This window comes from Fodinicola feengrottensis, assembly GCF_010993775.1.
Taxonomy (GTDB): domain Bacteria; phylum Actinomycetota; class Actinomycetes; order Mycobacteriales; family HKI-0501; genus Fodinicola; species Fodinicola feengrottensis.
Map to the genome: position 1 here is coordinate 16,452 of NZ_WOTO01000040.1, position 22,978 is coordinate 39,429.

25 protein-coding genes and 5 pseudogenes are annotated in these 22,978 nt (G+C 66.5%); 18 read left to right on the forward strand and 12 right to left on the reverse strand.

Translation table 11 applies throughout. The features are described from left to right. Positions 1-9: 9 nt before the first annotated feature. Positions 10-144: a hypothetical protein gene (locus GNX96_RS56735; RefSeq protein ID WP_279582002.1), complete on the reverse strand. Its 135-nt coding sequence runs from the start codon at positions 142-144 to the stop codon at positions 10-12. A 694-nt stretch (positions 145-838) separates the two neighbouring features. On the opposite strand from GNX96_RS56735, the pseudogene GNX96_RS67400 reads away from it, so the two are divergent. Both GNX96_RS67400 and GNX96_RS31335 read left to right on the forward strand, forming a co-directional pair. After that, positions 839-1,027: pseudogene (locus tag GNX96_RS67400) on the forward strand (hypothetical protein); the annotation flags it as partial. Between the two features lie 158 nt (positions 1,028-1,185). Beyond that, complete coding sequence (locus GNX96_RS31335; protein WP_279582004.1) at positions 1,186-2,526, forward strand: Calx-beta domain-containing protein; 1,341 nt, start codon at positions 1,186-1,188, stop codon at positions 2,524-2,526. 51 nt (positions 2,527-2,577) lie between these two features. Here GNX96_RS31335 and GNX96_RS31340 read toward each other — a convergent pair whose 3' ends face one another. Further along, a complete protein-coding gene (locus GNX96_RS31340) occupies positions 2,578-3,348 on the reverse strand; it encodes an SIMPL domain-containing protein (protein ID WP_163571621.1) in 771 nt (256 codons plus the stop codon). A gap of 111 nt (positions 3,349-3,459) precedes the next feature. Between GNX96_RS31340 and GNX96_RS31345 the strand changes: the two genes are divergently transcribed. Next, the gene (locus GNX96_RS31345) at positions 3,460-3,969 is read left to right on the forward strand and encodes a GNAT family N-acetyltransferase (protein ID WP_163571622.1); all 510 of its coding nucleotides are present in this window, start codon (positions 3,460-3,462) and stop codon (positions 3,967-3,969) included. On the opposite strand, the pseudogene GNX96_RS31350 reads toward GNX96_RS31345, so the two are convergent. Next, a pseudogene (locus tag GNX96_RS31350) lies at positions 3,941-4,827 on the reverse strand (TIGR03854 family LLM class F420-dependent oxidoreductase). The gene GNX96_RS31345 and the pseudogene GNX96_RS31350 overlap by 29 nt on opposite strands. Before the next feature lie 728 nt (positions 4,828-5,555). Here GNX96_RS31350 and GNX96_RS31355 point away from each other — a divergent pair. Continuing rightward, entirely contained in the window at positions 5,556-5,783 is a 228-nt protein-coding gene (locus tag GNX96_RS31355; protein ID WP_279582005.1) for a hypothetical protein, read from the forward strand. On the opposite strand, the gene GNX96_RS31360 is transcribed toward GNX96_RS31355, so the two are convergent. After that, positions 5,768-6,712 (reverse strand): phosphotriesterase family protein, encoded by a 945-nt coding sequence (locus GNX96_RS31360; protein ID WP_163571624.1) that lies wholly within the window; start codon positions 6,710-6,712, stop codon positions 5,768-5,770. The genes GNX96_RS31355 and GNX96_RS31360 overlap by 16 nt on opposite strands. Before the next feature lie 53 nt (positions 6,713-6,765). Here GNX96_RS31360 and GNX96_RS31365 point away from each other — a divergent pair, with 53 nt between their 5' ends. From GNX96_RS31365 to GNX96_RS31380, 5 genes are all read left to right on the forward strand, one after another. Further along, complete coding sequence (locus tag GNX96_RS31365; RefSeq protein WP_279582006.1) at positions 6,766-7,326, forward strand: CGNR zinc finger domain-containing protein; 561 nt, start codon at positions 6,766-6,768, stop codon at positions 7,324-7,326. 140 nt (positions 7,327-7,466) lie between these two features. Next, positions 7,467-8,348: a serine hydrolase domain-containing protein gene (locus tag GNX96_RS31370; RefSeq protein WP_279582007.1), complete on the forward strand. Its 882-nt coding sequence runs from the start codon at positions 7,467-7,469 to the stop codon at positions 8,346-8,348. Then, positions 8,243-8,617, forward strand: coding sequence for a serine hydrolase domain-containing protein (locus tag GNX96_RS56745; protein ID WP_279582008.1), 375 nt, complete (start codon positions 8,243-8,245; stop codon positions 8,615-8,617). The genes GNX96_RS31370 and GNX96_RS56745 overlap by 106 nt, the downstream gene beginning before the upstream one ends. A gap of 236 nt (positions 8,618-8,853) precedes the next feature. Beyond that, complete coding sequence (locus GNX96_RS31375) at positions 8,854-9,222, forward strand: hypothetical protein (protein ID WP_163571625.1); 369 nt, start codon at positions 8,854-8,856, stop codon at positions 9,220-9,222. A 27-nt stretch (positions 9,223-9,249) separates the two neighbouring features. Then, on the forward strand, positions 9,250-9,711 hold the full coding sequence (locus GNX96_RS31380; protein ID WP_163571626.1) for an SRPBCC family protein: 462 nt from the start codon (positions 9,250-9,252) through the stop codon (positions 9,709-9,711). 32 nt (positions 9,712-9,743) lie between these two features. On the opposite strand, the pseudogene GNX96_RS31385 reads toward GNX96_RS31380, so the two are convergent. From GNX96_RS31385 to GNX96_RS65310, 3 genes and pseudogenes are all read right to left on the reverse strand, one after another. Continuing rightward, positions 9,744-10,551 (reverse strand): annotated as a pseudogene (locus GNX96_RS31385) (amino acid ABC transporter ATP-binding protein). Beyond that, positions 10,506-11,072 carry an amino acid ABC transporter permease gene (locus GNX96_RS31390; protein ID WP_163571627.1) on the reverse strand — a complete coding sequence of 189 codons (567 nt, stop codon included), beginning with the start codon at positions 11,070-11,072 and terminating at the stop codon, positions 10,506-10,508. Before GNX96_RS31390 ends, GNX96_RS31385 begins: the two are co-directional and overlap by 46 nt. 459 nt (positions 11,073-11,531) lie before the next feature. Then, on the reverse strand, positions 11,532-12,197 hold the full coding sequence (locus GNX96_RS65310; RefSeq protein WP_390624192.1) for a transporter substrate-binding domain-containing protein: 666 nt from the start codon (positions 12,195-12,197) through the stop codon (positions 11,532-11,534). 161 nt (positions 12,198-12,358) lie between these two features. On the opposite strand from GNX96_RS65310, the gene GNX96_RS31400 reads away from it, so the two are divergent. The 6 genes and pseudogenes from GNX96_RS31400 to GNX96_RS31420 all read left to right on the forward strand — a co-directional run. Further along, on the forward strand, positions 12,359-13,075 hold the full coding sequence (locus GNX96_RS31400) for a GntR family transcriptional regulator (protein ID WP_163571628.1): 717 nt from the start codon (positions 12,359-12,361) through the stop codon (positions 13,073-13,075). Further along, complete coding sequence (locus GNX96_RS56760) at positions 13,076-13,504, forward strand: urea carboxylase-associated family protein (protein ID WP_279582010.1); 429 nt, start codon at positions 13,076-13,078, stop codon at positions 13,502-13,504. Then, the gene (locus GNX96_RS56765; RefSeq protein WP_279582011.1) at positions 13,465-13,917 is read left to right on the forward strand and encodes a DUF1989 domain-containing protein; all 453 of its coding nucleotides are present in this window, start codon (positions 13,465-13,467) and stop codon (positions 13,915-13,917) included. Before GNX96_RS56760 ends, GNX96_RS56765 begins: the two co-directional genes overlap by 40 nt. Then, positions 13,918-14,640, forward strand: a complete 723-nt coding sequence (locus GNX96_RS31410) for a LamB/YcsF family protein (RefSeq protein ID WP_313885828.1) — start codon at positions 13,918-13,920, stop codon at positions 14,638-14,640. Between the two features lie 35 nt (positions 14,641-14,675). Continuing rightward, a complete protein-coding gene (gene pxpB, locus GNX96_RS31415) occupies positions 14,676-15,284 on the forward strand; it encodes a 5-oxoprolinase subunit PxpB (RefSeq protein WP_163571629.1) in 609 nt (202 codons plus the stop codon). Then, positions 15,281-16,118: pseudogene (locus GNX96_RS31420) on the forward strand (5-oxoprolinase subunit C family protein); the annotation flags it as partial. The gene pxpB and the pseudogene GNX96_RS31420, both read left to right, overlap by 4 nt. Before the next feature lie 87 nt (positions 16,119-16,205). On the opposite strand, the pseudogene GNX96_RS65315 reads toward GNX96_RS31420, so the two are convergent. Then, a pseudogene (locus tag GNX96_RS65315) lies at positions 16,206-17,882 on the reverse strand (DUF885 domain-containing protein); the annotation flags it as partial. Here GNX96_RS65315 and GNX96_RS31430 point away from each other — a divergent pair. Together GNX96_RS31430 and GNX96_RS31435 are read left to right on the forward strand one after the other, a co-directional pair. Next, positions 17,847-18,476, forward strand: coding sequence for a flavin reductase family protein (locus GNX96_RS31430; RefSeq protein WP_163571630.1), 630 nt, complete (start codon positions 17,847-17,849; stop codon positions 18,474-18,476). The pseudogene GNX96_RS65315 and the gene GNX96_RS31430 overlap by 36 nt on opposite strands. A gap of 168 nt (positions 18,477-18,644) precedes the next feature. Next, positions 18,645-19,382, forward strand: coding sequence for a VOC family protein (locus GNX96_RS31435; protein ID WP_163571631.1), 738 nt, complete (start codon positions 18,645-18,647; stop codon positions 19,380-19,382). Positions 19,383-19,688: 306 nt separating this feature from the next. Here the strand turns inward: GNX96_RS31435 and GNX96_RS31445 are convergent, their stop codons facing one another. From GNX96_RS31445 to GNX96_RS56780, 4 genes are all read right to left on the reverse strand, one after another. Beyond that, on the reverse strand, positions 19,689-20,723 hold the full coding sequence (locus GNX96_RS31445) for an alpha/beta fold hydrolase (RefSeq protein ID WP_279582013.1): 1,035 nt from the start codon (positions 20,721-20,723) through the stop codon (positions 19,689-19,691). Further along, positions 20,713-21,552 carry an NAD(P)-dependent oxidoreductase gene (locus tag GNX96_RS31450; RefSeq protein ID WP_163571633.1) on the reverse strand — a complete coding sequence of 280 codons (840 nt, stop codon included), beginning with the start codon at positions 21,550-21,552 and terminating at the stop codon, positions 20,713-20,715. Before GNX96_RS31450 ends, GNX96_RS31445 begins: the two co-directional genes overlap by 11 nt. A 129-nt stretch (positions 21,553-21,681) precedes the next feature. Next, entirely contained in the window at positions 21,682-22,113 is a 432-nt protein-coding gene (locus tag GNX96_RS56775) for an aminotransferase class I/II-fold pyridoxal phosphate-dependent enzyme (RefSeq protein ID WP_279582014.1), read from the reverse strand. Continuing rightward, a complete protein-coding gene (locus GNX96_RS56780; RefSeq protein WP_279582015.1) occupies positions 22,098-22,589 on the reverse strand; it encodes a PLP-dependent aminotransferase family protein in 492 nt (163 codons plus the stop codon). The genes GNX96_RS56775 and GNX96_RS56780 overlap by 16 nt, the downstream gene beginning before the upstream one ends. A 112-nt stretch (positions 22,590-22,701) precedes the next feature. Here GNX96_RS56780 and GNX96_RS56785 point away from each other — a divergent pair, with 112 nt between their 5' ends. Continuing rightward, on the forward strand, positions 22,702-22,899 hold the full coding sequence (locus GNX96_RS56785; RefSeq protein ID WP_279582016.1) for a hypothetical protein: 198 nt from the start codon (positions 22,702-22,704) through the stop codon (positions 22,897-22,899). Positions 22,900-22,978: the final 79 nt, after the last annotated feature.

Here is a 22,978-nt window from a genome sequence, read left to right on the forward strand (position 1 = left end):
AGGAGAAGGTCAGGGTGGCGGTCCCGTCACCGGCGCCAGCGTCACAGCCGGCGAGCGCAGCAGGCAACAAGAGGCCGCCGCCGATGGTGGTGGCACCGGCGAGCAGGGATCGGCGGGACAGGCCGGGTTGGTGGGCGTGGACATGAGCACACTCCTTCGGCTGGCCGGCGCTGTCAACCGGTGTCACGGTCCGGCGGCACTGCCCGGCGCCGGCGTACGGCTGAACCGGATGGGGAGCGGATTTCCTCCGCGATGCGGCAAATCTTCGTCGACGGTGGCTGGCGTCACTTTTGCTTTCATTAGTGCAAGGGATCGCGGGTATGTCAACGTTGGCACCGGTCTCGGCCCAATCCGGCCACCTGTGCGTATGGCTTTGTTCGGGGTGCCGAACAAGGCCGGACTTTAAGACAGTATTGACGCAAGTACGCCAGAACTACGTCAGTAATCCCGGCATTAAGGTGACGCCCCCTGCCTCTTAGGACACTTCGCCGGCGGCCCGGTTGAAGTGATCAAGCGGAGCCGGGATTCTTCAGCGGTCCGTACCGGGGCGGACCGCGGAAATCACACCCGGATTCCATTTCCACGCACTGGGGAGGCGTGAAGTGTCAAGATTCTTCACTGGAAAATTAGGCTTGCGAGCGGTGGTCGCAACGCTCGCGGCCACCGCACTGATCGGCGCGCTGGGCATTCAGTCCGCGGCCGCGGCGGCGGGGTGGATCCGGCGAACGTCGATCTCACCCTCGGCCCGGGTCAGAGCGCGGTCGTCAACAAAACCGTCCACACCGCACCCGTACCACCAAAGCCCGACATCGTTTTCCTGGCCGACACCACCGGAAGTATGGGCCCAGCGATCGCGAACGTACGGAGCAACGCGACCATGGTCATGCAGACCGTGGCCGGTCAGTCCAATCTGGACGCCGAGTTCGGGGCCGCTCAGTACCAGGATTTCGACAGTGATCCCAGCGATGTTCCGTTCCAGGTGGACCAGGACATCACCAGCGATCAGACCGCGGTGCAGACCGGTATCGGCCACTGGAATGTCGGCGACGGGGTGGACACCCCTGAGGCGTGGGTGAATGCCCTTTACCAGCTGGCGACCGGCGCTGTGCACTACCGGGACGGTGGCACCCGATCATCGCACTGTTCGGTGATTCGTCGTCGCATGATCCCAGCGGTGGACACACCTTGGACGAAGCGATCGCCGTGCTCAAAGCGAATCCGGGGATCCGGGTGGTGCTGGTCGGCGTCCACACCGACAGCGGTGATGGGCTCGACTCCGCCGGGCAGGCGAGCCGGGTGGCCAACGAGACCGGTGGCGTTTTCCTGGACAACGTGGGATCCGACCAGGTGGCCCAAAAGATTCTCGAGGGCATCCAGAAGATCAAGGTGACGGTGGCGCCGAAGGTCGCGCCCTGCGATGCGAACCTGGCGTTGTCGTTCGACCATCCCAACCAGGTGGTGGAAAGCGGCGGTGACGCCACTTTCGCGGAAACCGTGAAGGTGGCCGCGAACGCACCGGCCGGCACGTACCACTGCACGGTGGACTGGCAGGTCAACGGGATGTCCCAGGGATTCCTGGAACAGATCACCGTGCACGTGCCGGGGCTTTCGATTAACGACGTGACGGTCACGGAGGGGAATTCCGGTACGACACCGGCGAACTTCACTGTTTCGCTGGCGCCAGCCAGTGACAAACCGGTCACGGTGCATTACGCCACCTCGGATGGAACGGCGACGGCCGGCAGCGACTACCAGGCGACCAACGGTGACCTGACTTTCACGCCAGGACAGACAACCAAGACGGTCACCGTCCCGGTGATCGGCGATCTGGTCGACGAACCGAACGAGACCTTCAACGTGGACCTGTCCGCGGCCAGCGGATCGGCCATTGTGGACGGTCACGGTGTCGGGACCATCATCGACGATGACCGCAACGGTACGTTCTCCTGCCGGAGCAGTGTGATACGGATCGCCAGCACGGAGCCGGTGGTGGCGAACGGTCCGGACGCGCCGTGCCGGGACGACCACCAGACGGTGGCTCGGGTGAATGTGTCGGCCGGCTTGATTTCGGTGCAGGCAAACGGGTTGGACGCGCTGACCGACCAGCAGCCGAACGACCTGACGGGGGCCGGCCCGGCCGCTGGCGACAACGGCTCGGCGAAGGCGACGCTCGCCTCGGTGACCATTGTCGCGGCCGCGCAGACCGTGAAGCTCACCGTCGTCCAGTCCCAGGCCCAGGTCGAATGTGTGGCCGGACCTTCTGGGTTGGCGCCAAAACTGACCAGCTCGTCCAAGGTCACCGGAGTGTCGATCGACGGCGTACCGGTGACTGTCGGTTCCGGTCCGGTGGATATTCCGCTGGTGATCGGTACGTTGCACATCAACAACACCGTGACGACCGGTACGTCGGTCACCCAGCGGGCCGTCTACCTGCACACGTTGCTCACCGACGTGGTGGTGGCCGAGTCGAAGGCGGACTTCCACGGCACGTCGGCGCATCCCGCCGGCAACCCGTGCCAGTCGTAGGTTGATCGGTCGCGGCACCTTCCCAGCCAGCCGGGAAGGTGCCGCGATTGTCTACGCCAGGCCGAAAACGACGTCGACGGTGACCGAGAGCCTGGTGGTGCCGGGGCTGATCGGGACCGGGCTGGGGGCGGAGTCTTTCGAGCCTGCAGCGCTCGGTGTGACGGTGGGCGGCTCGATGGTCTCGCCGATGCGTACGACCGGGCCGAGCGACCGGCCGGCGGCGCTCGCGTACTGCTGGGCTTTGGCCTTGGCGTTGGCGAAAGCAGCGGCCCGGGCGGTGGACAGCAGCGCGGAGTCGTTCTGTACGTCGAAAGAAACGCCGTCGATGGTCATCGCGTTGCCGCCGCTTTTGGAAGCCGCCGAAATGGCCGCGCCGGCATTCTTGAGATCGTGCAAGGTGGCGGCCACCGACTCGGTGGCGTTATAGCCGTCGATCTGCTGGTTTGAGCCGTTGTACTGGTAGTTCGGGTTGAGTGAGACTCCCGACGTTTTGATGTTGTCGCTGGAAACGCCGTTGTTGCCGAGCGCGCCACGGACCCGGTTCATCGCATTGTTCGCCTGCGAAAGAGCGGTCGAGACGTCAGCACCCGTCGTGCGTACGCTCAGATTCACCACCAAGGTGTCGGGCGCGCCGCTGGCCTGTCCCAACCCGGTGACGGTGATGCCGGGAAAAGCCGATTGCGCGGGCGCCGGAGTGTCCGCCAGCGCCGGTTCGGAGCGGCCGCTGATCAGCAGGCCCAGCACGAAAGCGAGCACGACCGCGACGACGAAAGCGAGGACCACGGCGACGGTGCGCCGGTGAAAGGTGATGGTGAGCGGCATGACGATTTCTCCTGTACGCCGGAACGGTTGCCGCTTCGACGCGGAAGCCGGTGCTTCGGTTCCAGCTATAACGTGCTTGCTCGAAAGGCTCGTCTCAGGCAGATTGTCGGCATGATGATCAGGGAGGCCACCGCCAACGACTGGCCAGCCATTTGGCCGTTTATGCGGGATATCGCGGCCGCCGGGCTGACCTTCTCGTGGGATCGCGACATCACCGAGGAAGCCGCCCGGCACCGCTGGTTCCCGGCGCCACCGGGTCGTACGATCGTGGCCGTCGACGCCGGGACAGTGATCGGGACCGCGGTTTCCGGGCCCAACAAGGAAGGTCCGGCCGCCCATATCGCGACCGCGAGCTTCATGGTCGATCCGCGCCGGTTCGGCCACGGCGCCGGACGTGCGCTCGGCCAGCGGGTGGTGGAGCAGGCCAGGGCCGACGGATTCCGCGGTATGCAGTTCAATGCCGTGGTGGAAGCCAACACCCGGGCGGTGGAACTCTGGCACTCACTGGGATTTCAGACGCTGACCGTGGTGCCGGGCGCTTTCCACCACCCCACCGAAGGCTATGTCGGCCTGCACATCATGTTCCAGGCCTTCAGCCCTGCAGCGGTTGAAGGTGGGTGACGAAGTCCTCGACGAAGGATTCAAAGGTCAAGCCGGCGTCCACCGGGCGTACGACGAATTTCGTCAGCCCTGCGTCGACATAGCGTGAGATCAGCGTTCGCATCTGTGACCAGCCGCGCGGGATCAGGTCGGCCGGGTCAACTTCGGGGCGACGTCCACGTGTGACAGCGCTATCAGTTCCGCCGGGATGTCGTCAGTGGCGAGCGCGATCGAGATGCCGTAATGGTCTTCCTCGATTTCCCGGCCGGCCTCGGCGGCGGCCGTCTCAATCGCCAACCGGCCGTGCAGCGCCTCCTGCGGCGTGATGAAACTGGCGAGCCATCCGTCCGCGTACCGGCCGGCCCGACGCAGCCCCGCCGGCGCGAAGCCGCCCAGCCAGATGTCCAGCGGCTTGGCCGGCTTCGGGCCGATCGTGAGGGTTTCCACGGTGAAGAATTCGCCTTCGAAGCTCACGTTGTCGGCCCGCAACAGTAGTCGCAGCAACTGAAGTGCCTCGTCGAAGACGGCCGCCCGGCGCCCGCGCGGGACCGGAAACAGGTCGCGTTCGTACGGTCGGGCCGCCTGCAGTCCAAATGCTGGGAGCACCCGGCGCGGCGCGAGGCCAGCCAGCGACACGAGTTGCTTGGCGACCAGCGCTGGATGTCGGCCGGGCAGCACCACAACGCCGGTGCCGACCTTCAGATGTTCGGTGCGGGAAAGGGCATGCGCCATCCCCACGAAGGGATCGACCTGCGCCGAGGTCACCACCTCGGACAACCACACCGAGTCGATGCCTGCCTTCTCCAGCAAGTCGATCGCGCCGCCGAACTCAGCCGGGCCGATCGCCGCGCCGAGGCCCACACCGATGCGTACCTTCATGTTCAGAGCCAACACCAGCCCCGGCAACGCTATGCCCGGACCGCTGAGTGGAATGCGGTACGGCGGCGTTTTGTCCGGTTCCCTGGAAGCCGCCGGGGAACCTGGTTTTTCGCCGCGAAAAGTGCATTGGCGCGGATAAGATCGGGGCATGACGGCGGCCGAGACGGTGAGGGTGGTATTCGTCGACGCCGACGACGGCCAGGAGATCGCCCGCAGTGAGCTGTCGGTGGCTCAGTTGCCGGCCAGTTTCGAGGCGGACACGACAGTTCAGCTGGGGGAGTCCACCTGGCTGGTGCGTCAGGCCGAGCCGCCGACCGCGGCGCAGGCCACCACCGCTGGTGAGCTCGTGCTGACCTTGCGGCGCATCGAAATGGTGCCGGCACGAGACGTCCTTTACTCCCGGCCGACGATTTGCGATCCGCTGCCGACCGTGGGCGAAAACGCCACCGGTCCCGGCCGGTTGGAGATTCACGAGGACGACTGGCGCCAGGTCGAGATGGTCCACAAGGGACTCATGGACGTGGTTGAGGCCGAACTAAGCGAAATTCGGCAGGTCTACCTGCAACATGCGCATCGGGACCAAGACGGCCATGCGTACGGCTTCGAAACAATCTACGTGCGGACCCAGCCACTTATTCCTCTCCCGCATAAAGTGCCGTATCAATGGTTGGCCTCTCGTTTCCCGCCGGCGGATCAGGTGGTCGCTTTTGCGCGGCGGCAGTGCGGATGTGGCGGATTCTTTCGCGATAGCCGGCGGATCGCTCACTCTTTACGGCACGGTCAGCGACGAGCTGATTACCGCGCTCTGTGTGGAAAGGCGCTCGGTGGCGCATCCCGGCGAGGATGTTCTGCGATGCCTGCGGGAGTTCATGGATCTGGCCGAGGTCGTGCTGGTCGACTGGTGTTCCTGCCAGACCTACACCGCGACCACTGTTGGCGACTATCTCACCTGGTAGGAGAAAGCCCGAGCCGGGTTGTCCCGAAAGATGGCCGCCGCCGGCTCGGTGCCGAGTTCGGATTCCAGCTGGGGGCGGATCCGACGCAGCAAATAGGGCATTCCCGGGCCGCCGCCAGTCGCTGAGCGGGCCGCCGCGGTGGTGGTGTCGCCGCCGAGCAGCAGTTGGCTGGCGTGGCCGGTGGCGGCGAGCCCGACGAGCGAGTCCAGCAGCCGCCAGTCGGTGGCGTGGTTCGCCCGCGACGGGCCGTCGAAGGCCAGGAAGGCACCGGACGCGGCTGCCTCGGACTGCAGCCGCAGGTCCGCCGACCGGTTCAGGTGGCCGAGGATGACCGATTTCGTCGGTACGCCAAGGCCGCCGCACAGCAGGTCGAGCACGTCCAACACGGCGGTGCCCAGCTCGTGGTGAATGCCGATCGGCGCACCGGTGGCGTGGTGCGCCTCCGCCGCCGCGGCCATCACGTAGCGGGCATGCGGGTCGAGCCCGTGAAAACCGCCGGCGACCTTGATCATCCCCGCCTTGATCGGCAACGTCTCGCCGTCCGGGTCGTCGTTCGCGCGTACGCCCACGGTCAGCTCGTCGACGAACAGTTCGGCCAGCCTGTCCCGCACCCGCTCGACCAGCGCCGGGTCGGTGTGTGCGAGCTGGTGCAGGCCGGTGGCGGCGACGATGTGGACGCCGGTCCGCCGCGAGACCTCGGCCAGCGCGTCCACTCGCCGGCCGGTGCCCAACGGCGACCACTGCACCACCGCCTGGCCGCCCAGCTGCGCAAACGCGGTGGTCTCCGCGATCGCGGCCGGCAGGTCGTCCAACTCCTGGCCGGGGAACAGCGGGCTCCGGAAGAACAGGTGGTCGTGCGCGTCGCAGACCCCCCCCAGGTCCGCTGGGTCGATGTCGCCAAGGACGGTGCGTACCTGTGCGCTTGCCACTTGAGTTCCTCTCCTTCGTAACGCCTCTGCCGTTACGTTAGCAGGTGTAACGGGTGAAGCGTTACGCTTGGCTTATGGACTTCCGGCTCGACTCTGGCGCGACCTGGCTGAACCTGCTGGCGACCAGCGGGCGGACCTTCGGCGAGCACCCGCAGGAGCGGATCGCCACTCCCGCACGGCTGGCCGAGTGGTTCTCGTTGAGCGAGCTGGCGCCCGTACGAGCCGTCGACGAGGCCGATGTCCAGCAGGCCCAGTGGCTGCGGGAGCGGCTGCGTCCGCTGGCGATGGCGACGGTAGCCGGATCCGCGCCGCCTGTCGGGGCCGTCGCGGAGCTGGCGGATTTTCTGGACGGCGTGGACGATCCCGTCCGGCTGGAGGCGGCGGAGCGGCTCGTACGCGCGCAGCCCGCTACCGCGGCGGTCGCGCTGGCCCGGATCGCCCGACAGGCGGTCGACCACCTCACCGGACCGGCCCGGCACGACCTAGCGATCTGCCCGGAACACGACTGCCGGGGCGTTTTCGCCAACCCCGGCGGCCGGCGCCGGTGGTGCCCGGCGCCGGCCTGCGCGAGCCGCGGCCGGGTCCGGGCGATGCGCGCCCGCCGGAAGTCCTGATCACATCGGCTGGGGAGTGTTCGCGCTGAGCGACAATCCTGCGGACGGCTGGTTTATCGCTACATCGGGCACTCCGCTGACCTGCGGTTCCGTGGGTGCGTGCGAAAATACGGTCCAATGATTCTTCCCGAGGTGGTCTGATGAGCAATTTGCGAGACATGCTGTCGTCGTATGTCAGCGACGGATCGGTGCCGGGCGCGGTCGCGCTGGTGGCACGCGGCGATGACATCGAGGTGGCGGCGGTCGGCTCGATCGACGTGCAAGGCAGCGTGCCGATGGCTCGGGACACCATTTTCCGGTCCGCGTCGATCAGCAAACCGATCACCGCGGCGGCGACGATGATGCTCGTCGACGACGGCCGGATCGCACTGGACGACCCGGTGTCGAAGTGGCTGCCGGAACTCCAGTCGCCGGTGGTGGTGCGTACGCCCGATGGCCCGGTCGAGGACGTGGTGCCGGCCGCTCGACCGATCACCGTGTTCGATCTGCTGACTTTCCGTGCCGGCTATGGCTTTCCGGCGGACTTCTCGCTGTCGGTGGTCGCCCTGTTGGCCAGCGACGTGCAAGCGGACGGCCGGGAACCGCAGCGGCGCCGCGCGCCGGGCGAGTGGATGGCGAGCCTCGCCCGCATTCCGCTCGTCTACCAGCCCGGACAAGCGTGGCTTTACAACACCGGCTCGGATCTGCAGGGCGTCCTCATCGCCCGGGCCTCCGGTCGTACGCTGCCGGACTTCCTGGCCGAGCGGATCTTCGAGCCACTGGGCATGGCGGACAGCGGTTTCGTGGTCCCGGCTGAGAAAACAGTCGCTTCCTGCCGTTCTACCGGATCGAGTCGGACGGCGGTCTTGGTGTCGCGGACCCGATGGTGGGCGGCCAATGGAGCGAGCTGCCGGCGTTCGCGTCCGGCGCCGGCGGGATGGTCGGGACGATCGACGACTGGTTCGCCTTCGCCCAGCTGCTGCTCGCCGAGGGCGAGTTCGACGGCCGGCGCCTGTTGTCGGCGGAGTCCGTACGCAAGATGACCACGAACTACCTGACCGCGCCTCAACGCGCCGCCGCCACCCTGTTCCTGGAAGGTCAAGGATGGGGTTTCGGTGGCTCGGTGGACGTGGACGTCCTCGATCCGTGGAACGTCCCCGGCCGATACGGCTGGGTCGGTGGCACCGGTACGGCCGCGTACCTGACACCGGCCACCGGCGCGGTCAACATCCTGCTCACCCAGGTCGCCATGCCCGGTCCAACCCCGACACCGATCATGCGCGACTTCTGGCGTTACGCGGCCACCGCCTGAGCCGCCGCGAGCCGCCGCGAAACTGTCGCCCTGGCACTGGATCCTCGAGTTCGGGGGCGCCTCAATCTGGTACGCAAGTGACTCCTGTGACATTTCGTTGCGTGCTGCCCCCGAATCGAGGGTCCTCGTCACCCCCGACAAAGCCGCGCCGCTGTCACCTTTCCCCAGGCACCTAATGCGTCGGCTGCCTCTCGCCTCTGCCCGAAAGTGCGCGCTTGTCGACTGGGTGGGAGTCGGTGCAGCAGGGCAGCATGGGGAACATGGTGGAAAGACGACGGGTTGGTGTGGTGCTCACCTCGGTCTCGCTGGGGCTCTATGTGGTCGGCGGGATCTGCGTGTTGGCGCTCTGGTTCTTCGTGTCGATCTTCGCGAGCGACAGTTGCGGCACCGGCGGCGCCGCGGACAGTCGGCCGTACTGTCAGGGCGGCGCGGCTCAGTCGTACGTGCTCTTCGGCCCGGCGATGGTCTGGATCATCGGCATCGTGCTCGGGGTTGCCGCGATCATCTGGCAGTGGCGGCGCGGCGGCCTCGGCTGGATCGGCGCGGTGGCCGCCTGGGTGCTGTTCGGAATTTCCCTGGCGATCGCGTTCCAGTACGCCCTCTGACGCGGCCGCCGTGCGAAGGTGATGGGCATGGAGACAGAACGGTTCGAGGTCCGGCGGCAGATCGCGGCGTCGCCGGCGAAGGTGTTCGCACTGCTGTGCGATCCGCGCGGGCACGTGGCGATCGACAGTTCCGGAATGTTGCAGTCCGCGGACGGCGATCCGGTCCAGAAGGTGGGCGACGAGTTCGTCGTCCACATGGATCGGGAGGCGCTCAACGACTATCCGCTCGGGAAGTACGACGTGACGGTGATTATCACTCGCTTCGAGCAGGACACCGCGATCGAGTGGACGATTTCCGGCGCTATTCAGCCGCCGATCAAGCATTTGTACGGTTATCAGCTGTCGCCGAGCGAAGGCGGATCCCTGGTGACGTCCTATTACGACTGGAGTCAGATCGAGGAGCGGTATCGGGAGGCGGGCATTTTCCCGGTCATTCCGGAGACCGCGCTGCGGGCGACTTTGGGAATCCTCGCAAGGAATGTCGAGTAGCCAGCCTCCGCGAACGTAACGAAACGGATGAGTCACGACGCTTCGGGAGGCGGGAGCTGCCAGGTCGTCAATGAAGGCCGGATACTCAGGTTAGGAGCCGACGTTGGCGAAGAATCGCTCAATTCGCGGTTCCGCGCCGCCGCGGAGAAGATGTCCTCCGGTAAACCCTGTCGGAGGACTTTGCCGGCGTCCATGAAAACCACCCAGTCGGCGACTTCGCGTACGAAACGCATTTCGTGCGTCACCACCACCATGGTCATTCCGCCGGCGGCGAGGTTTTTGATGACGGCCAACACCTCGCCGACCAACTCAGGGTCCAGAGCCGACGTGGGTTCGTCGAAAAGCATCACGCTGGGCCGCAAAGCCAGCGCGCGGGCGATCGCGACCCGCTGTTGCTGGCCGCCGGAAAGCTGGTGTGGAGCGGTCGGCGTAGGGGCCAAGGCCGACCTGGGTCAACAGCTCACGGGCCTGTGTTTGCGCCGTGGCGCGGTCGGTGAGGCGCAGGTACGTGGGGGCCAGCGTCACGTTCTGCAGGGCTGTCTTGTGCGGGAAGAGGTTGAAGCGCTGGAAAACCATCCCGATGTGTCGGCGCTGGCGGGCGATGTCCCGGTCACCGGCGAAGCCGCCGTCGGCGCGCAGTCCCACCCGCTCGCCATCCACCGAGACTGTGCCGCGGTCGGGTTTTTCCAGCCAGTTAAGCGTACGGGCGAGGGTTGTCTTGCCGGAGCCGGACGGGCCGATGATCGCGACCACCTCGCCGCGATGCACTTGGAGGTCGACGCCGTCAAGGACGGTCACCGGCCCGTACGACTTGTGGATGCCCTCAGCCGAAACGACCACCTCGCCGGAATGCGGGGTACGAGTTTTGTTGACGTCCCAACCTGGAACGGCCGCCGCGTCGGCGCTCGCCGGAGCGGACACCTGGGAGCGCCGCGCCGGCGTACGTCCAAACCGTTCTCCAGCAGGGCGCGGATCCGGTCGAAAATCGTGACGAGTACGACGTAATAGATCGCTACGCCGAGCAGGGTTTCCAGCACCTTGAAGTTTTCGGTGTAGAGGCGTTGCCCGACCAGCAGGATCTCGGCCAGCGAGATCGCGCTGACCAACGAGGTGAGTTTCAGGATGGTGATGAATTCGTTGCCCAGCGCCGGAAGTGCCACCCGGAAGGCCTGCGGGATGACCACATGTCGTTGGACGCCGGCGTACGGGATGCCGAGCGCCTGCGCCGCCTCACCTTGCCCGGCCTCGACGGATTTCAGCCCGCCGCGGTGGATCTCGGACATGTACGCGGTCTCACTCAGCACCAGCGCGACCACGCCGACGGTGAATGGGCTGCCCAGTAGTGGTTGGAGTGCGGGCACGACTTGTGGCGCGTTGTAGACGAAAATCAGCAGAACCAGCAGCGGAAGGCTGCGGAAGAAACCAGACGTACGCGCCGGCGATCCACCGCAGCGGCGGGATCGACGAGCGCTGCATCAGGGCGACGGCCATGCCCAGCGCGGTCGCGAGCACCCAGGACACCACCGCGAGGACCACCACCAGCAGGGCCGCGCGCCACAGGTCGTGGTTGCCGAACAACCCGATCGTGTATTTCCAGTCGAAACCAGTGTCGGCCGCGGTTGTCTTGCCGGTGCCCAGAACTTGCTGGACAAGCTTCTCGTCGACCGGCTGCAGGTTGTATTGCGCCAGCAGTTTTCCGTACGCTCCGGACGATTTCAGTTCGTCGAGCGCTTTCGTCAGAGCCTGCAGCAGAGGCGTGTTTCCTTTGGCGACCGCGATCCCGACCACCGCCGGCGAGATCAACGTGGAGCTGGTGATCATCAACCGGCCGCTGGAGTGGTCGACGGCGTCTTTGGCCACCGCCGCGTCGGTGATCTGCGCGTCCAGCTGGCCGGCGACCAACGCCTGGCTGCCTTCCGGGTCGGAGGTGAACTCCCGTACGTCGATGGGCTGTTTTCCGGCCGTACGACAGGCCGCGCTGGCTGTTCCGCGCAGGTCCTGGACGACCTTGCCGCCCTTGATCGCGGCCACTCGCCGGCCGCACAGCTGGTCGACAGTGGCTGGCCGAAAAAACTGCTGCTGGCAAGGGAAACCAGCGAGTTTCCGGTGGTGAAGTACGGCAGGTAGTCGACTTGTTGGGCGCGGGCGGCGGTGATGTAGAGCGCGGACATAATGACGTCGAACTTGCGCGCTTTGACGCTGGCGATCAGCTGTTCGAAGCGAGTGTCGGTGATGTCCGGGCGCAGGTTCATCCGGGCGGCCAGGGCACGGCCAAGTTGGGGATCGAATCCAGTGGGCGTGGAGCCGGCCAGATACCCGTACGGTGGGTAGGTCAGGTCGTCGCCGATCGTGAGCACGCCGGGCTTGATCGTGGTGAGCCGCGTCGGCGCGCCGCTGGAGCCGCCCGCTGTGCACGCGGCCAGCGTGGCGAGCAGAATAAGCAGAAGTACGGCCGGGGCGCGCCGATGGTGGCGGGTTCCGGGCATGATTGCTCCTTGGTCAAGGTCGGGCGCAGGACACTAGGGCAACCTAGGATTGTGGAACAATCTGCGTCAAGGGTTTGATCGAAAAATGTATCTTTCCAGGTCGATGATCATCAGAGTCGATTGAATTGTGCAACAAAGCTCGCTAACCTGAGTGGGTGGGGATGAACGACCAAGTGCCAGTGGGCGAACGGGTGGCCGAGACGCTGCGCCGGCGGATCACCGAGGGCCATCTGGCCCCCGGGACCCAGCTGCGCGATGTGGCGTTGGCGGCCGAGCTTGGCGTCGCCCGGCATACCCTGCGCAGCGCGCTTCGGTTGCTCGAATACGAAGGCCTCCTGACATACCAGATGCACAAGGGTGTCATCGTCAAGACACTGTCCACATTGGACGTGCGGGAGATTTATCGGGTCCGCCGTACGCTGGAACTCAGTGCCATCGAACACAGCGCGCTGGTCACCGAGGCCGACCTGTCCCGGTTGGACGCCACCGTACGGGCCGCCGAGCTGGCCCTGGCCGGCCAGGAGTGGAACCGGGTGGGCACCGCCAGCCTGCGTTTTCACCAGGCCTTGGTGGCATTGCTCGGCAGCAGCACCTTCGACCAGCTGTTCCGCGGGGTGCTGGCCCAGCTGCGGCTGGCTTTCGCGCTCATGCCTGACGAACAGACCTGGCAGTCCCCGTGGATCTCGCGAGACCGGGAGATCTGCGACCTGGTCTGCGGCGGCGGCCGGGACAGCGCGAAGGCGTTGTTGTGGCAATACCTTGACGATTCCGAGCGCGGGGTGCTGGATGTGGTACGCCGCAACGGAACCGAAGTGCCAAAATCCAACCAGCCGAACTCGGTTCGGCAGGTGCCGACCGGGGTCCGACAGGAGGTATGAATGGTTTCTCCCGCCGCCGCTTATCAGGCGTCCGAGGGAGGTGCGCTCGACGTCGACCGCGATTTCTATCGGCGGCTCGCGGACGGCAAACGCGAGATGGTGGACAGCTTCCAGATCCCGATCCGGTCCGGCCGGGCCTGGACTGTCCCGCGCGGGCACCTGTGCCGGCTGGTCACCGTTGAGGGTCCGCAGGTCGGCGACCTGAATGTCTGGAATGCCAACGATCCGCGCGAGCGGCTCTGGGCGTCCCGAACCCGGCAGCTGCAGCGCGCGCACGTCAGCACGTACGACCGGCTGTGGTCCACGTTGCCGTTTTTTTTTGCGGCCACTGGTCACGGTCACCGCGGACACTCTGGCCGACTATGGCGTGGACGGCCAGGGTGGACGGGGTGCATGACCTGCTCGGCACCCGCTGCGACCCGTACGTGAACAGGATGCTGACCGGCGAGGACTTCGACTTTCACTGTCATTCCAACCTGGTCCGGGCGGTGCTGCCGTACGGGCTGACCGAGTTCGACGTGCACGACGTGCTGAATGTGTTCCAGTGCACCGGTCTTAACGACGAGGACCGCTACTTTATGAAGGCCTGCCCGGCACAACCGGGCGACTACTTCGAGTTTTTCGCCGAGCTCGACCTTCTGTGCGCGCTGTCGACGTGCCCGGGAGGCGATTTGTCGGTCCCGCTGTGGGGACCGGACGCCGGCGATCCGCTGGAGGTGTGCCATCCGATCGGAGTGGAGGTCTACCGCCCGGATCCGGAGCTGGTGGCCAGCTGGGCGCCGCCGCAACGGGCCAAATACCAGCACCAACACGGCCTGGTCGCGCCACGCTGGGGTGACTGAGTGATCGACCTGAACAGCGATTTGGGCGAGGGCTTCGGAATCTGGCCGATGGGCGACGACGATGCGCTGCTGGACGTGGTGTCCAGCGCGAACGTCGCGTGCGGTTTCCACGCCGGCGACCCGTCGGTGCTGCGCAGGGTGACCGAGCGGGCCGCCGAGCGGGGCGTGGTGATCGGAGCCCAGGTCGGCTATCGCGACCTGCCCGGTTTCGGCCGCCGGTTCATCGACGTCGACCCGGCGGAGTTGGTGAACGACGTCATTTACCAGATTGCCGCACTGGACGGTTTTGCCAGGATCGCCGGGACAAAAGTGCGCTATGTGAAACCGCATGGCGCGCTTTACAACGCCATTGTGACGCATGCTGAGCAGGCCGCGGCTGTCGTTGACGCGGTCCTGCGCTACGACCCGGAGCTGCCGGTGCTGGGTCTGCCCGGCTCCCAATGGCTGCGCCAGGCGGCGGCCGCCGGGCTGACCGCGGTCGCCGAAGCCTTCGCGGATCGCGCGTACACACCGGAAGGGACGCTGGTGTCTCGCCGGCTCCCCGGCGCGGTGGTGCACGATCTCGACACCGTCGTCGAGCGGACCGTACGAATGGCTGTCGAAGGGACGGTGGTCGCCGTCGACGGCAGCGTCGTGGCGGTCCGGCCGCGGTCATTGTGCGTGCACGGCGACACGCCTGGCGCGGTGGAAATCGCCCGCCGGGTGAAGGCTGGGCCTGGTTGACGCGGGCGTCGAGTTGCGGCCGTTCGGGTAAAACGATGTGGATCCGGCCGGCCGGTGAGCGCGCCATCCTGGTCGAGGTCGACGACCTCGACCAGGTCGCCGGGCTGCGCGCTGGCCTGGTGGCCGACCTACCGGCCGGAGCCGTCGAGGTGGTCCCGGCGGCGCGTACGGTCCTGGTCACTTTTGACCCGGACGTCACGACTTTCGACCGGCTCAGCGCAGCCGTACGAGACGTGCCGCTGCGTATGACTGACGCGATCGCTGGCGCGTTGGTGGAAATCCCGGTTCGCTATGACGGGGAGGATCTCGACGACGTGGCGAAAGCCACCGGGCTCAGCCGGGCCGAGGTGATCGCTCGGCATCAGGGCCCGGAGTACCAGGTCGCCTTCTGTGGCTTCGCGCCAGGTTTTGGCTATCTGACGGGCATTGACCCGGCGCTGCGGCTGCCTCGCCGGTCGACTCCGCGGACCCGCGTACCGGCCGGATCGGTGGCGATCGCCGGCGAGTTCACCGGCGTCTACCCGACCGTGTCGCCGGGCGGCTGGCATCTGCTCGGACACAGCGAGCTCGCGATGTGGGACCTGGACCGGGATCCGCCGGCCGCGCTCGCACCCGGCGACCGGGTACGGTTCGTGTCGTCGTGATCGAAGTCGTACGAGCTGGGCCGCTGGCCACCGTGCAGGACCTGGGACGCCCTGGCTATCTCGCGCTCGGCGTCGGGCCCTCCGGGGCCGCCGACGTACGCAGCCTCTCCCTCGCGAACCGGTTGGTCGGCAACGCCGAGTCGGCCGCCGCGGTGGAGGCGACTTTTGGTGGCCTACGGCTGTTTTTTCGCCGCGCCGGCCACGATCGCACTGACCGGGGCCGCGGCTCCGGCGACCGTGGATGGCCGGCAGGTTTCGGTGAACAGTCCCGTGTCGGTGCCCGCCGGCGGGCTGCTGGAACTCGGTTCGCCGGCTACCGGCATGCGGACGTACGTCGCCGTACGCGGCGGCGGCATCGATGTGCCGCCCGTCCTTGGATCGCGGTCGACGGACGTGCTGTCCGGCCTCGGCCCGGCGCCGCTTGCCGCCGGGGACCGGCTCCCGGTGGGCTCCGCGATCACCGGGCCGCCGCATGTGGACCTCGCCCCGGTCGCGGCTTTTCCCGCCGAGCCCGTGCTTGCCGTGATGCCTGGGCCACGGGACGACTGGTTTTCCGCGCTGAAACCGCTCTTCAGCGGCGCGTACGAGGTCACCCCGGACAGCAATCGGGTAGGGATACGTCTGCGGGGACCGAAACTCGACCGTGCGCGGGTCGGCGAGCTGCCGTCCGAAGGCATGGTCACCGGTTCGCTGCAGGTGCCGCCGGCCGGCCAGCCGGTGCTTTTCCTGGCCGACCATCCGGTCACCGGCGGCTACCCGGTCGTCGCCGTCGTCGTGGCGGCCGACCTGCCGATGGCGGCCCAGCTCCGACCGGGCCAGCTGCTCCGATTCCGGCCGAAGGTCATCGGCGTTTGTGAGGCTGGCCAGCAAAGACAGCGGGAGCGGGCCGCCGGACAGCACGGTTTCGTGGAAATCGCGGGGATCCCGGGTGCCGCGCAGGTCGGCCAGGAAACGGTGACCGAGGTGATAGGCGACCGCCTGACCGGGATCGTCGACGGCATAGCGGACAAGCTCGGTGCGGATCTCGGTGGCGGACAGAAATCCGTTCGTACGAAGGAAGTCACCGGCTCGCGCCAGGGTCCAGCCGCGGACCGCGAGGCCGGTGTCCACGACCATCCGGGCGGCGTGGAACCGTTCGGAGCAGAGCCGGCCATAGAGATCGAAGGGGTCCTCGTACAAACCCATTTCCACCCCGAGTCCGGCCGCGTATTCCGCCCAGCCCTCGAAATATCCGCTCAACGCGAAGGTGCGCAGCTCGCTGGCCTCCCGCCGGATCGGGTGCAGCGCGGTGCTCTCCAGTTGCCGGCCGATCTGTAAATGGTGGCCGGGCATGCCCTCGTGGTAAATCATGCTGGCGGACTGCAGCAGCGGCCGGTGCGCCAGATCTGAGCCGTTGTAGTGGTAATAGCCACATTCGTCGACGCCTGGCGGCTCGTAATAGCCGAAGGTCGAGCCGGCCTCCAGTGCGACATCGAGCCGGCGGAGCCGAAAGGGCGCAGCCGGGATCTCCCTGAACCAGCCGGACAAGCGATCGCCGAGCCGGTCGATGTGCGCCTGAAAACGCCTCTCCAGATCCGCCGGATCCGTTGCGTAGAGCCGCGGATCGCTCTGGAGCCGCTGCCTGTACGCCACTTCGTCAGTGATTCCCAGCGCGGAATGGATCCGGTCGGTCAGTCTGTCCACTTCGGACAGTCCGAGCTCGTGCACGTGGTCCGGGGTGACAGCCAGGCCAGTGTGCCCGTACAAAAGGTCGGCGTAACACTCCGCGCCACCCGGAAACTGGCCAATGCCGACACCTTCGGAACCGGTTTCGGCCGCCAGATAGGCCAGCAATCGCTCGTACGGCACCGGAAATCGGTCCTTCGATGAGTTGGCGGACCCTATCGGTGAGCGGCGGCCGGCTGGGCCGTACGCGAGCCTCCCGAGTCGTTCCTGTCCCGGGGCAAGATCACCGGATGCGTCCGCGTGAGCGCGGATAGTGTTGGTGACGGCATCAATCGACCACGCAGGCAAGGCGATGCCCCGGTGGCTCTGGCCCTGGAGGGTGACCAGCAATTGGTCGACGACGGCCGCATAATCGTCAAGCAGGCTCAGATAACGATCGGCGTCGCTGGCGGTGTCCAGCGCGGCAGTGCCGAAAATGTCCGACCGGTAGGTGCTCAGCATGCTCGCGTTGTAGGGCGTGACGGGGAAACGGAACCAGAACCTGCTGGCCTCGGCCACCTCCTGACGAAAATGGTCGGCCAGGAAACCGGCGGTGAGCTGGTCGTCTGCTGACAGGTCCGCGGTGTCGAGGGTGCCAAGTTTTTCCAGCGCCCATTGGGCGTCCCCTACGTCCGCCTCCAGTTGGCCGGCCGGCGCCACCGCGAGGCAGCGTCTCGACCTGCTGGCCGGTGCGTGCGGCGGTGGCCGGGTCGCGCTCCAGCACCCGGGCCCAAGCCCAGTCCGCCAGCTCCCGTACGACCCGGTTCGTCTCCATCGCCGCAGTCTATTTGTTCGGTGGAGACCGAAACATCGCCGCCCTAAGGTCGATCCGAAGATCATCGAGAGAGGAAAACGACCATGGTGGCCCTTTCGGCAACCTGTGCGGACGTACATCTGCGGATAGACCCGTCGATCCTTTATTTCGGCACGCCGGTGGTACTGGTGACGACCCGCAATCGCGATGGCAGCACCAATATCGGGCCGATGTCGTCCGCGTGGGCGCTCGGCGACACGGTGGTGCTCGGCTGGTCGACGGACTCACAGACCGCGGTGAACCTGGAGCGCGAGCGGGAATGCGTGGTCAACTTGCCGTCCGCGGACCTGCACCAGGCCGTCGAAGCGCTCGCGCCGCTGACCGGCCGCGACCCGGTGCCGGCCGACAAAACGGCGAAGTTCCGCTACGAGCCGGACAAATTCGCCGCCGCCGGGTTCACCTCGCAACCGTCCGACAGGGTCGCGGTGCCGCGGATCGCGCAATGCCAGCTGCAGCTGGAGGCGAAGGTGAGCGCGATCCACGTACCGGTTGACCCGGAGGGCGGCTTCTGGATCGTGGAAACGCATGTCGAGCGGGTGCACGCGCACCCGGACATCGTCAAAGCGGGCACCGACCACATCGACCCGGCCCGGTGGAACCCGCTGTTGTACGTCTTCCGCCACTATTTCGGGACTGGTGACGAGTTGGGACGCAGCTTCCGGGCCGAGGACTGACCCAGTGTCCTGCGCCGGAGAAAGCAACGAACCTCAGACGCAGGACCCTAGGTCCCTATCGGTGGCTCTCGATCGGAGAGGAAACTGCGATCCGCGCGGCCGAAGACGGCCAGTTATGGAGGGGGAAATGGTGCAAAAGACATCCTATGACCCGGGACGCCCTCGTGGGTGGACCTCGGCAGTCCGGACCCGGACGCGGCCGCCGACTTCTACTCCGACCTGTTCGGGTGGGAGATCGGCGAGGCTGGGCCACCGGAGTCCGGCGGCTACCGACTGTGCATGCTGCGGGGGATACCGGTGGCCGGGCTTGGCATCCAGGAACAGCCGGACATCGCGCCGTACTGGACCACCTATGTCTCGGTCGCGGACGTGGACTCCACTGTCAAGGAGGTCCGCGGTGCCGGCGGGCAGGTCATGGTGGAGGTCATGGACGTGATGGACGCCGGCCGGATGGCTGTCCTCGCCGACCCGTCCGGCGCGGTTTTCTGTGCGTGGCAGCCGCTGACGCACATTGGCGCCGGGTTGGTGGACGAGCCTGGCACGCTGTCCTGGAACGAGCTGCTAACCCGTGACCTGGACGGCTCGAAAGCCTTCTACGGCACGATTTTCGGGTGGACCGCGAACACCATGCAGTTGGGTGAGATGGCCTACACCGAGTGGAAGCTCGGCGGGGCGAGCATGGGCGGCATGATGGAGATGGACGCGACCTTCCCGGCCGAGGTGCCGCCGCATTGGATGGTCTACTTCGCGGTCGCCGACACCGACGCCACGGTCGAGAAAGTCGTCGCTCTCGGTGGGCACGTGCACCAGCCGCCGATGGATATCCCGCAGGGCCGCTTCGCGCTTGTCGCGGATCCGCAAGGAGCTTTGTTCAGTGTTATTGCTTTAGCGCACGCGGCCGGCTAGGTTTCTCCCAGCCGCAGGTTTTCCTCCGCTGTCGGCCCCCCGTCAGATCCTGGAACTCGGGGGAGTTCAGGTCGTCAATGATCAAGGGCTTTTGGGGTCTTTCAATGATGCAGGACACCCAAAAGCCCTTGATCTGTCTCGTATGTTGGGACAATGCTCCTTGATCCGGGATTCGCCGAGGATTTCCGCTGCCTCATCGGGCAGGAAGGCCTCGCCGATCTCTCTTGCGCGCTCGTCATTCCGTACGACGAAATACCGGACGTACGGTTTTGGCTCACCCACCCCAGTCGCGGTTTTCTGGACGAATCACGAATGTTTCCGCCAGAAAGCGAGTTCGCGCGGTATGTCGCTGACTGCTGGGACAACTCGCCAGCTTTCACGGTCAAGGAAAGTCGCTCCGACCACGTCAATGTGATCTGGGCCGCTCCGCGATCTCCGCCTGAAATCAGGTTTCGGTGAGAAAAGCGCGGATTTCAGTGAGAACTTCGTCGGGTTGTTGTTCCACCAGGAAATGGCCGGCGTCGATGGAATGGCCGCGTACGTTGGTGGCGTAGTCACGCCAAACCGTGAGCGGTTCGTACAGGGCGCCGACCGCGCCTTTGGCGCCCCACAGGACCAGCGTGGGCTGCTGCACCCTGCGGCCAGTATCGGCCTTGTCGTGCTCGAGGTCCACAGTGGCGGCGGCTCGGTAGTCTTCGCACATCGCGTGCCGTGTTTGTGGGTCGGCGAAACACCTTTCGTACTCGGCCAGGGGGCGGCAGGTGCGTACGAGTCGAGGCCACTGCCGAAGCTGCCCAACGCGCTGTGCAGGTAGTAGATCGGGTCGTTGCCGATCAGTCGCTCGGGCAGCTCGTCAGGCTGGATAAGGAAAAACCAGTGGTAGTAAACGGTCGCGAGCCGTTTGTCGGTGTGCCCGTACACATGCCGTGTCGGCACGATGTCGAGCATCGCCAGCCGCTCGACCGCCTCGGGGTGGTCCAGCGCCATCCGGTGGGTGACCCGTGCACCGCGATCGTGCCCGACCACCGCGAATCTTTGGTGCCCGAGCGTACGCATCACTTCGACCTGGTCCGCTGCCATGGCGCGAAAACTGTAGCCAGCGTGGTCGTCGCCACCTGGCGGCGTGGACGAATCGCCGTAGCCGCGCAGATCCGGGACAACGACCGTGTGGGTGGCCGCCAGTGCGGGTGCGATCTGGTGCCACATCGCGTGCGTCTGCGGAAACCCGTGCAGCAACAGCAAAGGTGGCCCGGAGCCGCCGACGCGGACATTGATTTCGGCGCCGCTGGTGGGAATCCGCCGCTGGCCGAATCCCTCGAAGAGCTGTCCGCTATCGGTCATCGTGCAGCCTCTCGAAGAAATCTTCCCTACTGATCCCGGGATTGTCCTTGTCCGCGGCCCAATGTTCCAGCACGATCGCGGCCGCTCGGCCAAAGTCGTCCGGCAGTCCGGCCGCTCGCATGGTCTCGGCGACCTCCAGCATCTCCGGCGCCCACCGCCACGCCCGGTCCACGATGCTCGGCAGGTCGGCCAACTCGGACAGCGCTGACGTGGTGGTCCTGGCCGCTTCCGTCATCAGGTGCTCGGTGACGCCGTACTGCGCCGCGAGGGCGTGCGCGACGGCCGCCAACGCCGAGGTCGCCTTGTTGTAGCCGGCGTACGCCATCTTCATCGCGCTCGACGCCCCGATTTCCGTTCCCAGGTCGACCGTTCCTACGTGTGAGTCGGCGAAAAGTTCGACGATGGCGGCCACATCCGCTGGTTCGCCTGACAAATAAAGGCGGTTGCGGCGGGTCGCATTTGGCGGTGGCCCGACGATGGCGCCGTCGATCGAGCGAGCGCCCGCTTTGGCCACCCGCTCGGCGATGGTTTTGGCTCTCTGTGGGCTGATGGCGTTCGCGTCGAGATAGATCCCCTGGAATCCGGCGCCAGCCACCTCGATGGCGACCGCCTCGGCGGCCGCGGGCGGACAGATCGACAGGACTATGTCAGCTCGCAGCGCCTCCTGCAGTGTTTCGACTGGGCTGAGGCCGGCCGCGGCGGCTCTCGCGTGGGTGGCGGGGCTCCGGCCGGCGCGGACCCAGAGGATTTCGGTGGCGTTAAGGGAGGCGATCTGCGCGACAGCGGCGCCCATCTCACCCGGATGCAGCACGGCGATCGTGGGGGTCATGTCGCAACGGTACGCAGTTTGGCGGCTGCGCGATCTTAGTCGAGTGTGGGACTTTGTGCCGCGCTCGGCGTCGAGTGTGGGGTTTTGTCCGGCACTCGACGACGGACCTGTTGCCGGTGGAGCTGTTGATCATGGGCAAATCGCACCAGTGAACACCGGTCGCAACCGTTCCAGCCCCTCGATTGTACGTTCGGGCGAATGAGTCGAGAAGGACAGTCGCAGGGTCGCGAGATCCGGGTCGCGTACGTAAAAAGGCGCCCCAGGAACGTAAGCCACATCGTTTTTCAGTGCGTACGGCAACAAATCGCTGCTGACGAAGCCGGAAGGCAACCGTACCCACACAAACATCCCGCCGCTGGGCCGCGTCCACTCGCTCCCGGCGGGCAAAACAGCAGGCAGAACAGTCAGCATCGCATCGCGGCGGGTCCGATAGGCCGAGCGAACGCGATCAAGATGCAGAGACAAATCAGTGTTAGCCAGGTAGTGCGCGGCGGCGGCTTGGTCGATGGTGGAGGTGTGGAGGTCGGCGGCCTGTTTGGCGACGATCAGGGCGGCGCGCAACCCGGCGGGGGCGCGGAGCAGCCCAGGCGCAGGCCCGGTGCGACGATTTTCGAGAAACTGCCCAAAAGGATCGTACGGTCGGCGGCGGCTGGGTGGGCGGCGATGGGTGGGATGGGGGCGCCGTCGTAGCGGAGTTCGGTGTACGGGTCGTCCTCGACGATCCAGACGCCGTGCTGGCCGGCGGATCGGGCGATGGCTTCCCGGCGGGCCGCGGACAGGGTGCGGCCGGTGGGGTTCTGGAAGGTCGGGACCAAGTAGAAGAGCTTGGGTTTTTCGCTCTGAATCAACGAAATTAGCTGCTCAACGTCCGGGCCGTCGGCGTCGCTGGGCACCGCGACCAGGCGGGCGCCGGCGAGCTGGAAGCACTGGATGGCGGACAGGTACGCCGGTTCCTCGACCAGGACGGTGTCGCCGGGCTCCAGTAGCGCGGTGGCCACGAGCGTGAGCGCCTGCTGCGAACCGGTGGTGACCAGCACGTCCTCCGGCGCGGTGGGGGACCGGCGCGCGGGCCGCGATGGTGGCGCGTAGGGCCGGGTTTCCCTCGCTGGGGGAGTACTGCAGGGCGCGCCGGCCGTCGGTACGCAGGACGTGCTCGAACGAGCGGGCGAGGCCGGCGACATCGAAGAGATCGGGGGCCGGCAGGCCGCCGGAGAACGAGATGACCTCGGGGCGGCTGGTCAGCGCCAACAGGTCGCGGACCGGCGAGCTTGCGACAGTGGCGAGGCGGGCGGCGGGCGAGGGCAGCGGGGCGTACGACACGACAAATCTCCACAGATCAACGGATGAGCGGGAAAGCTCAGCCGTCACGGTCGTGCCGTTCGGCTGGACACCGGGCCACGGTGGTGGCCCACCTGAGACCTTACCG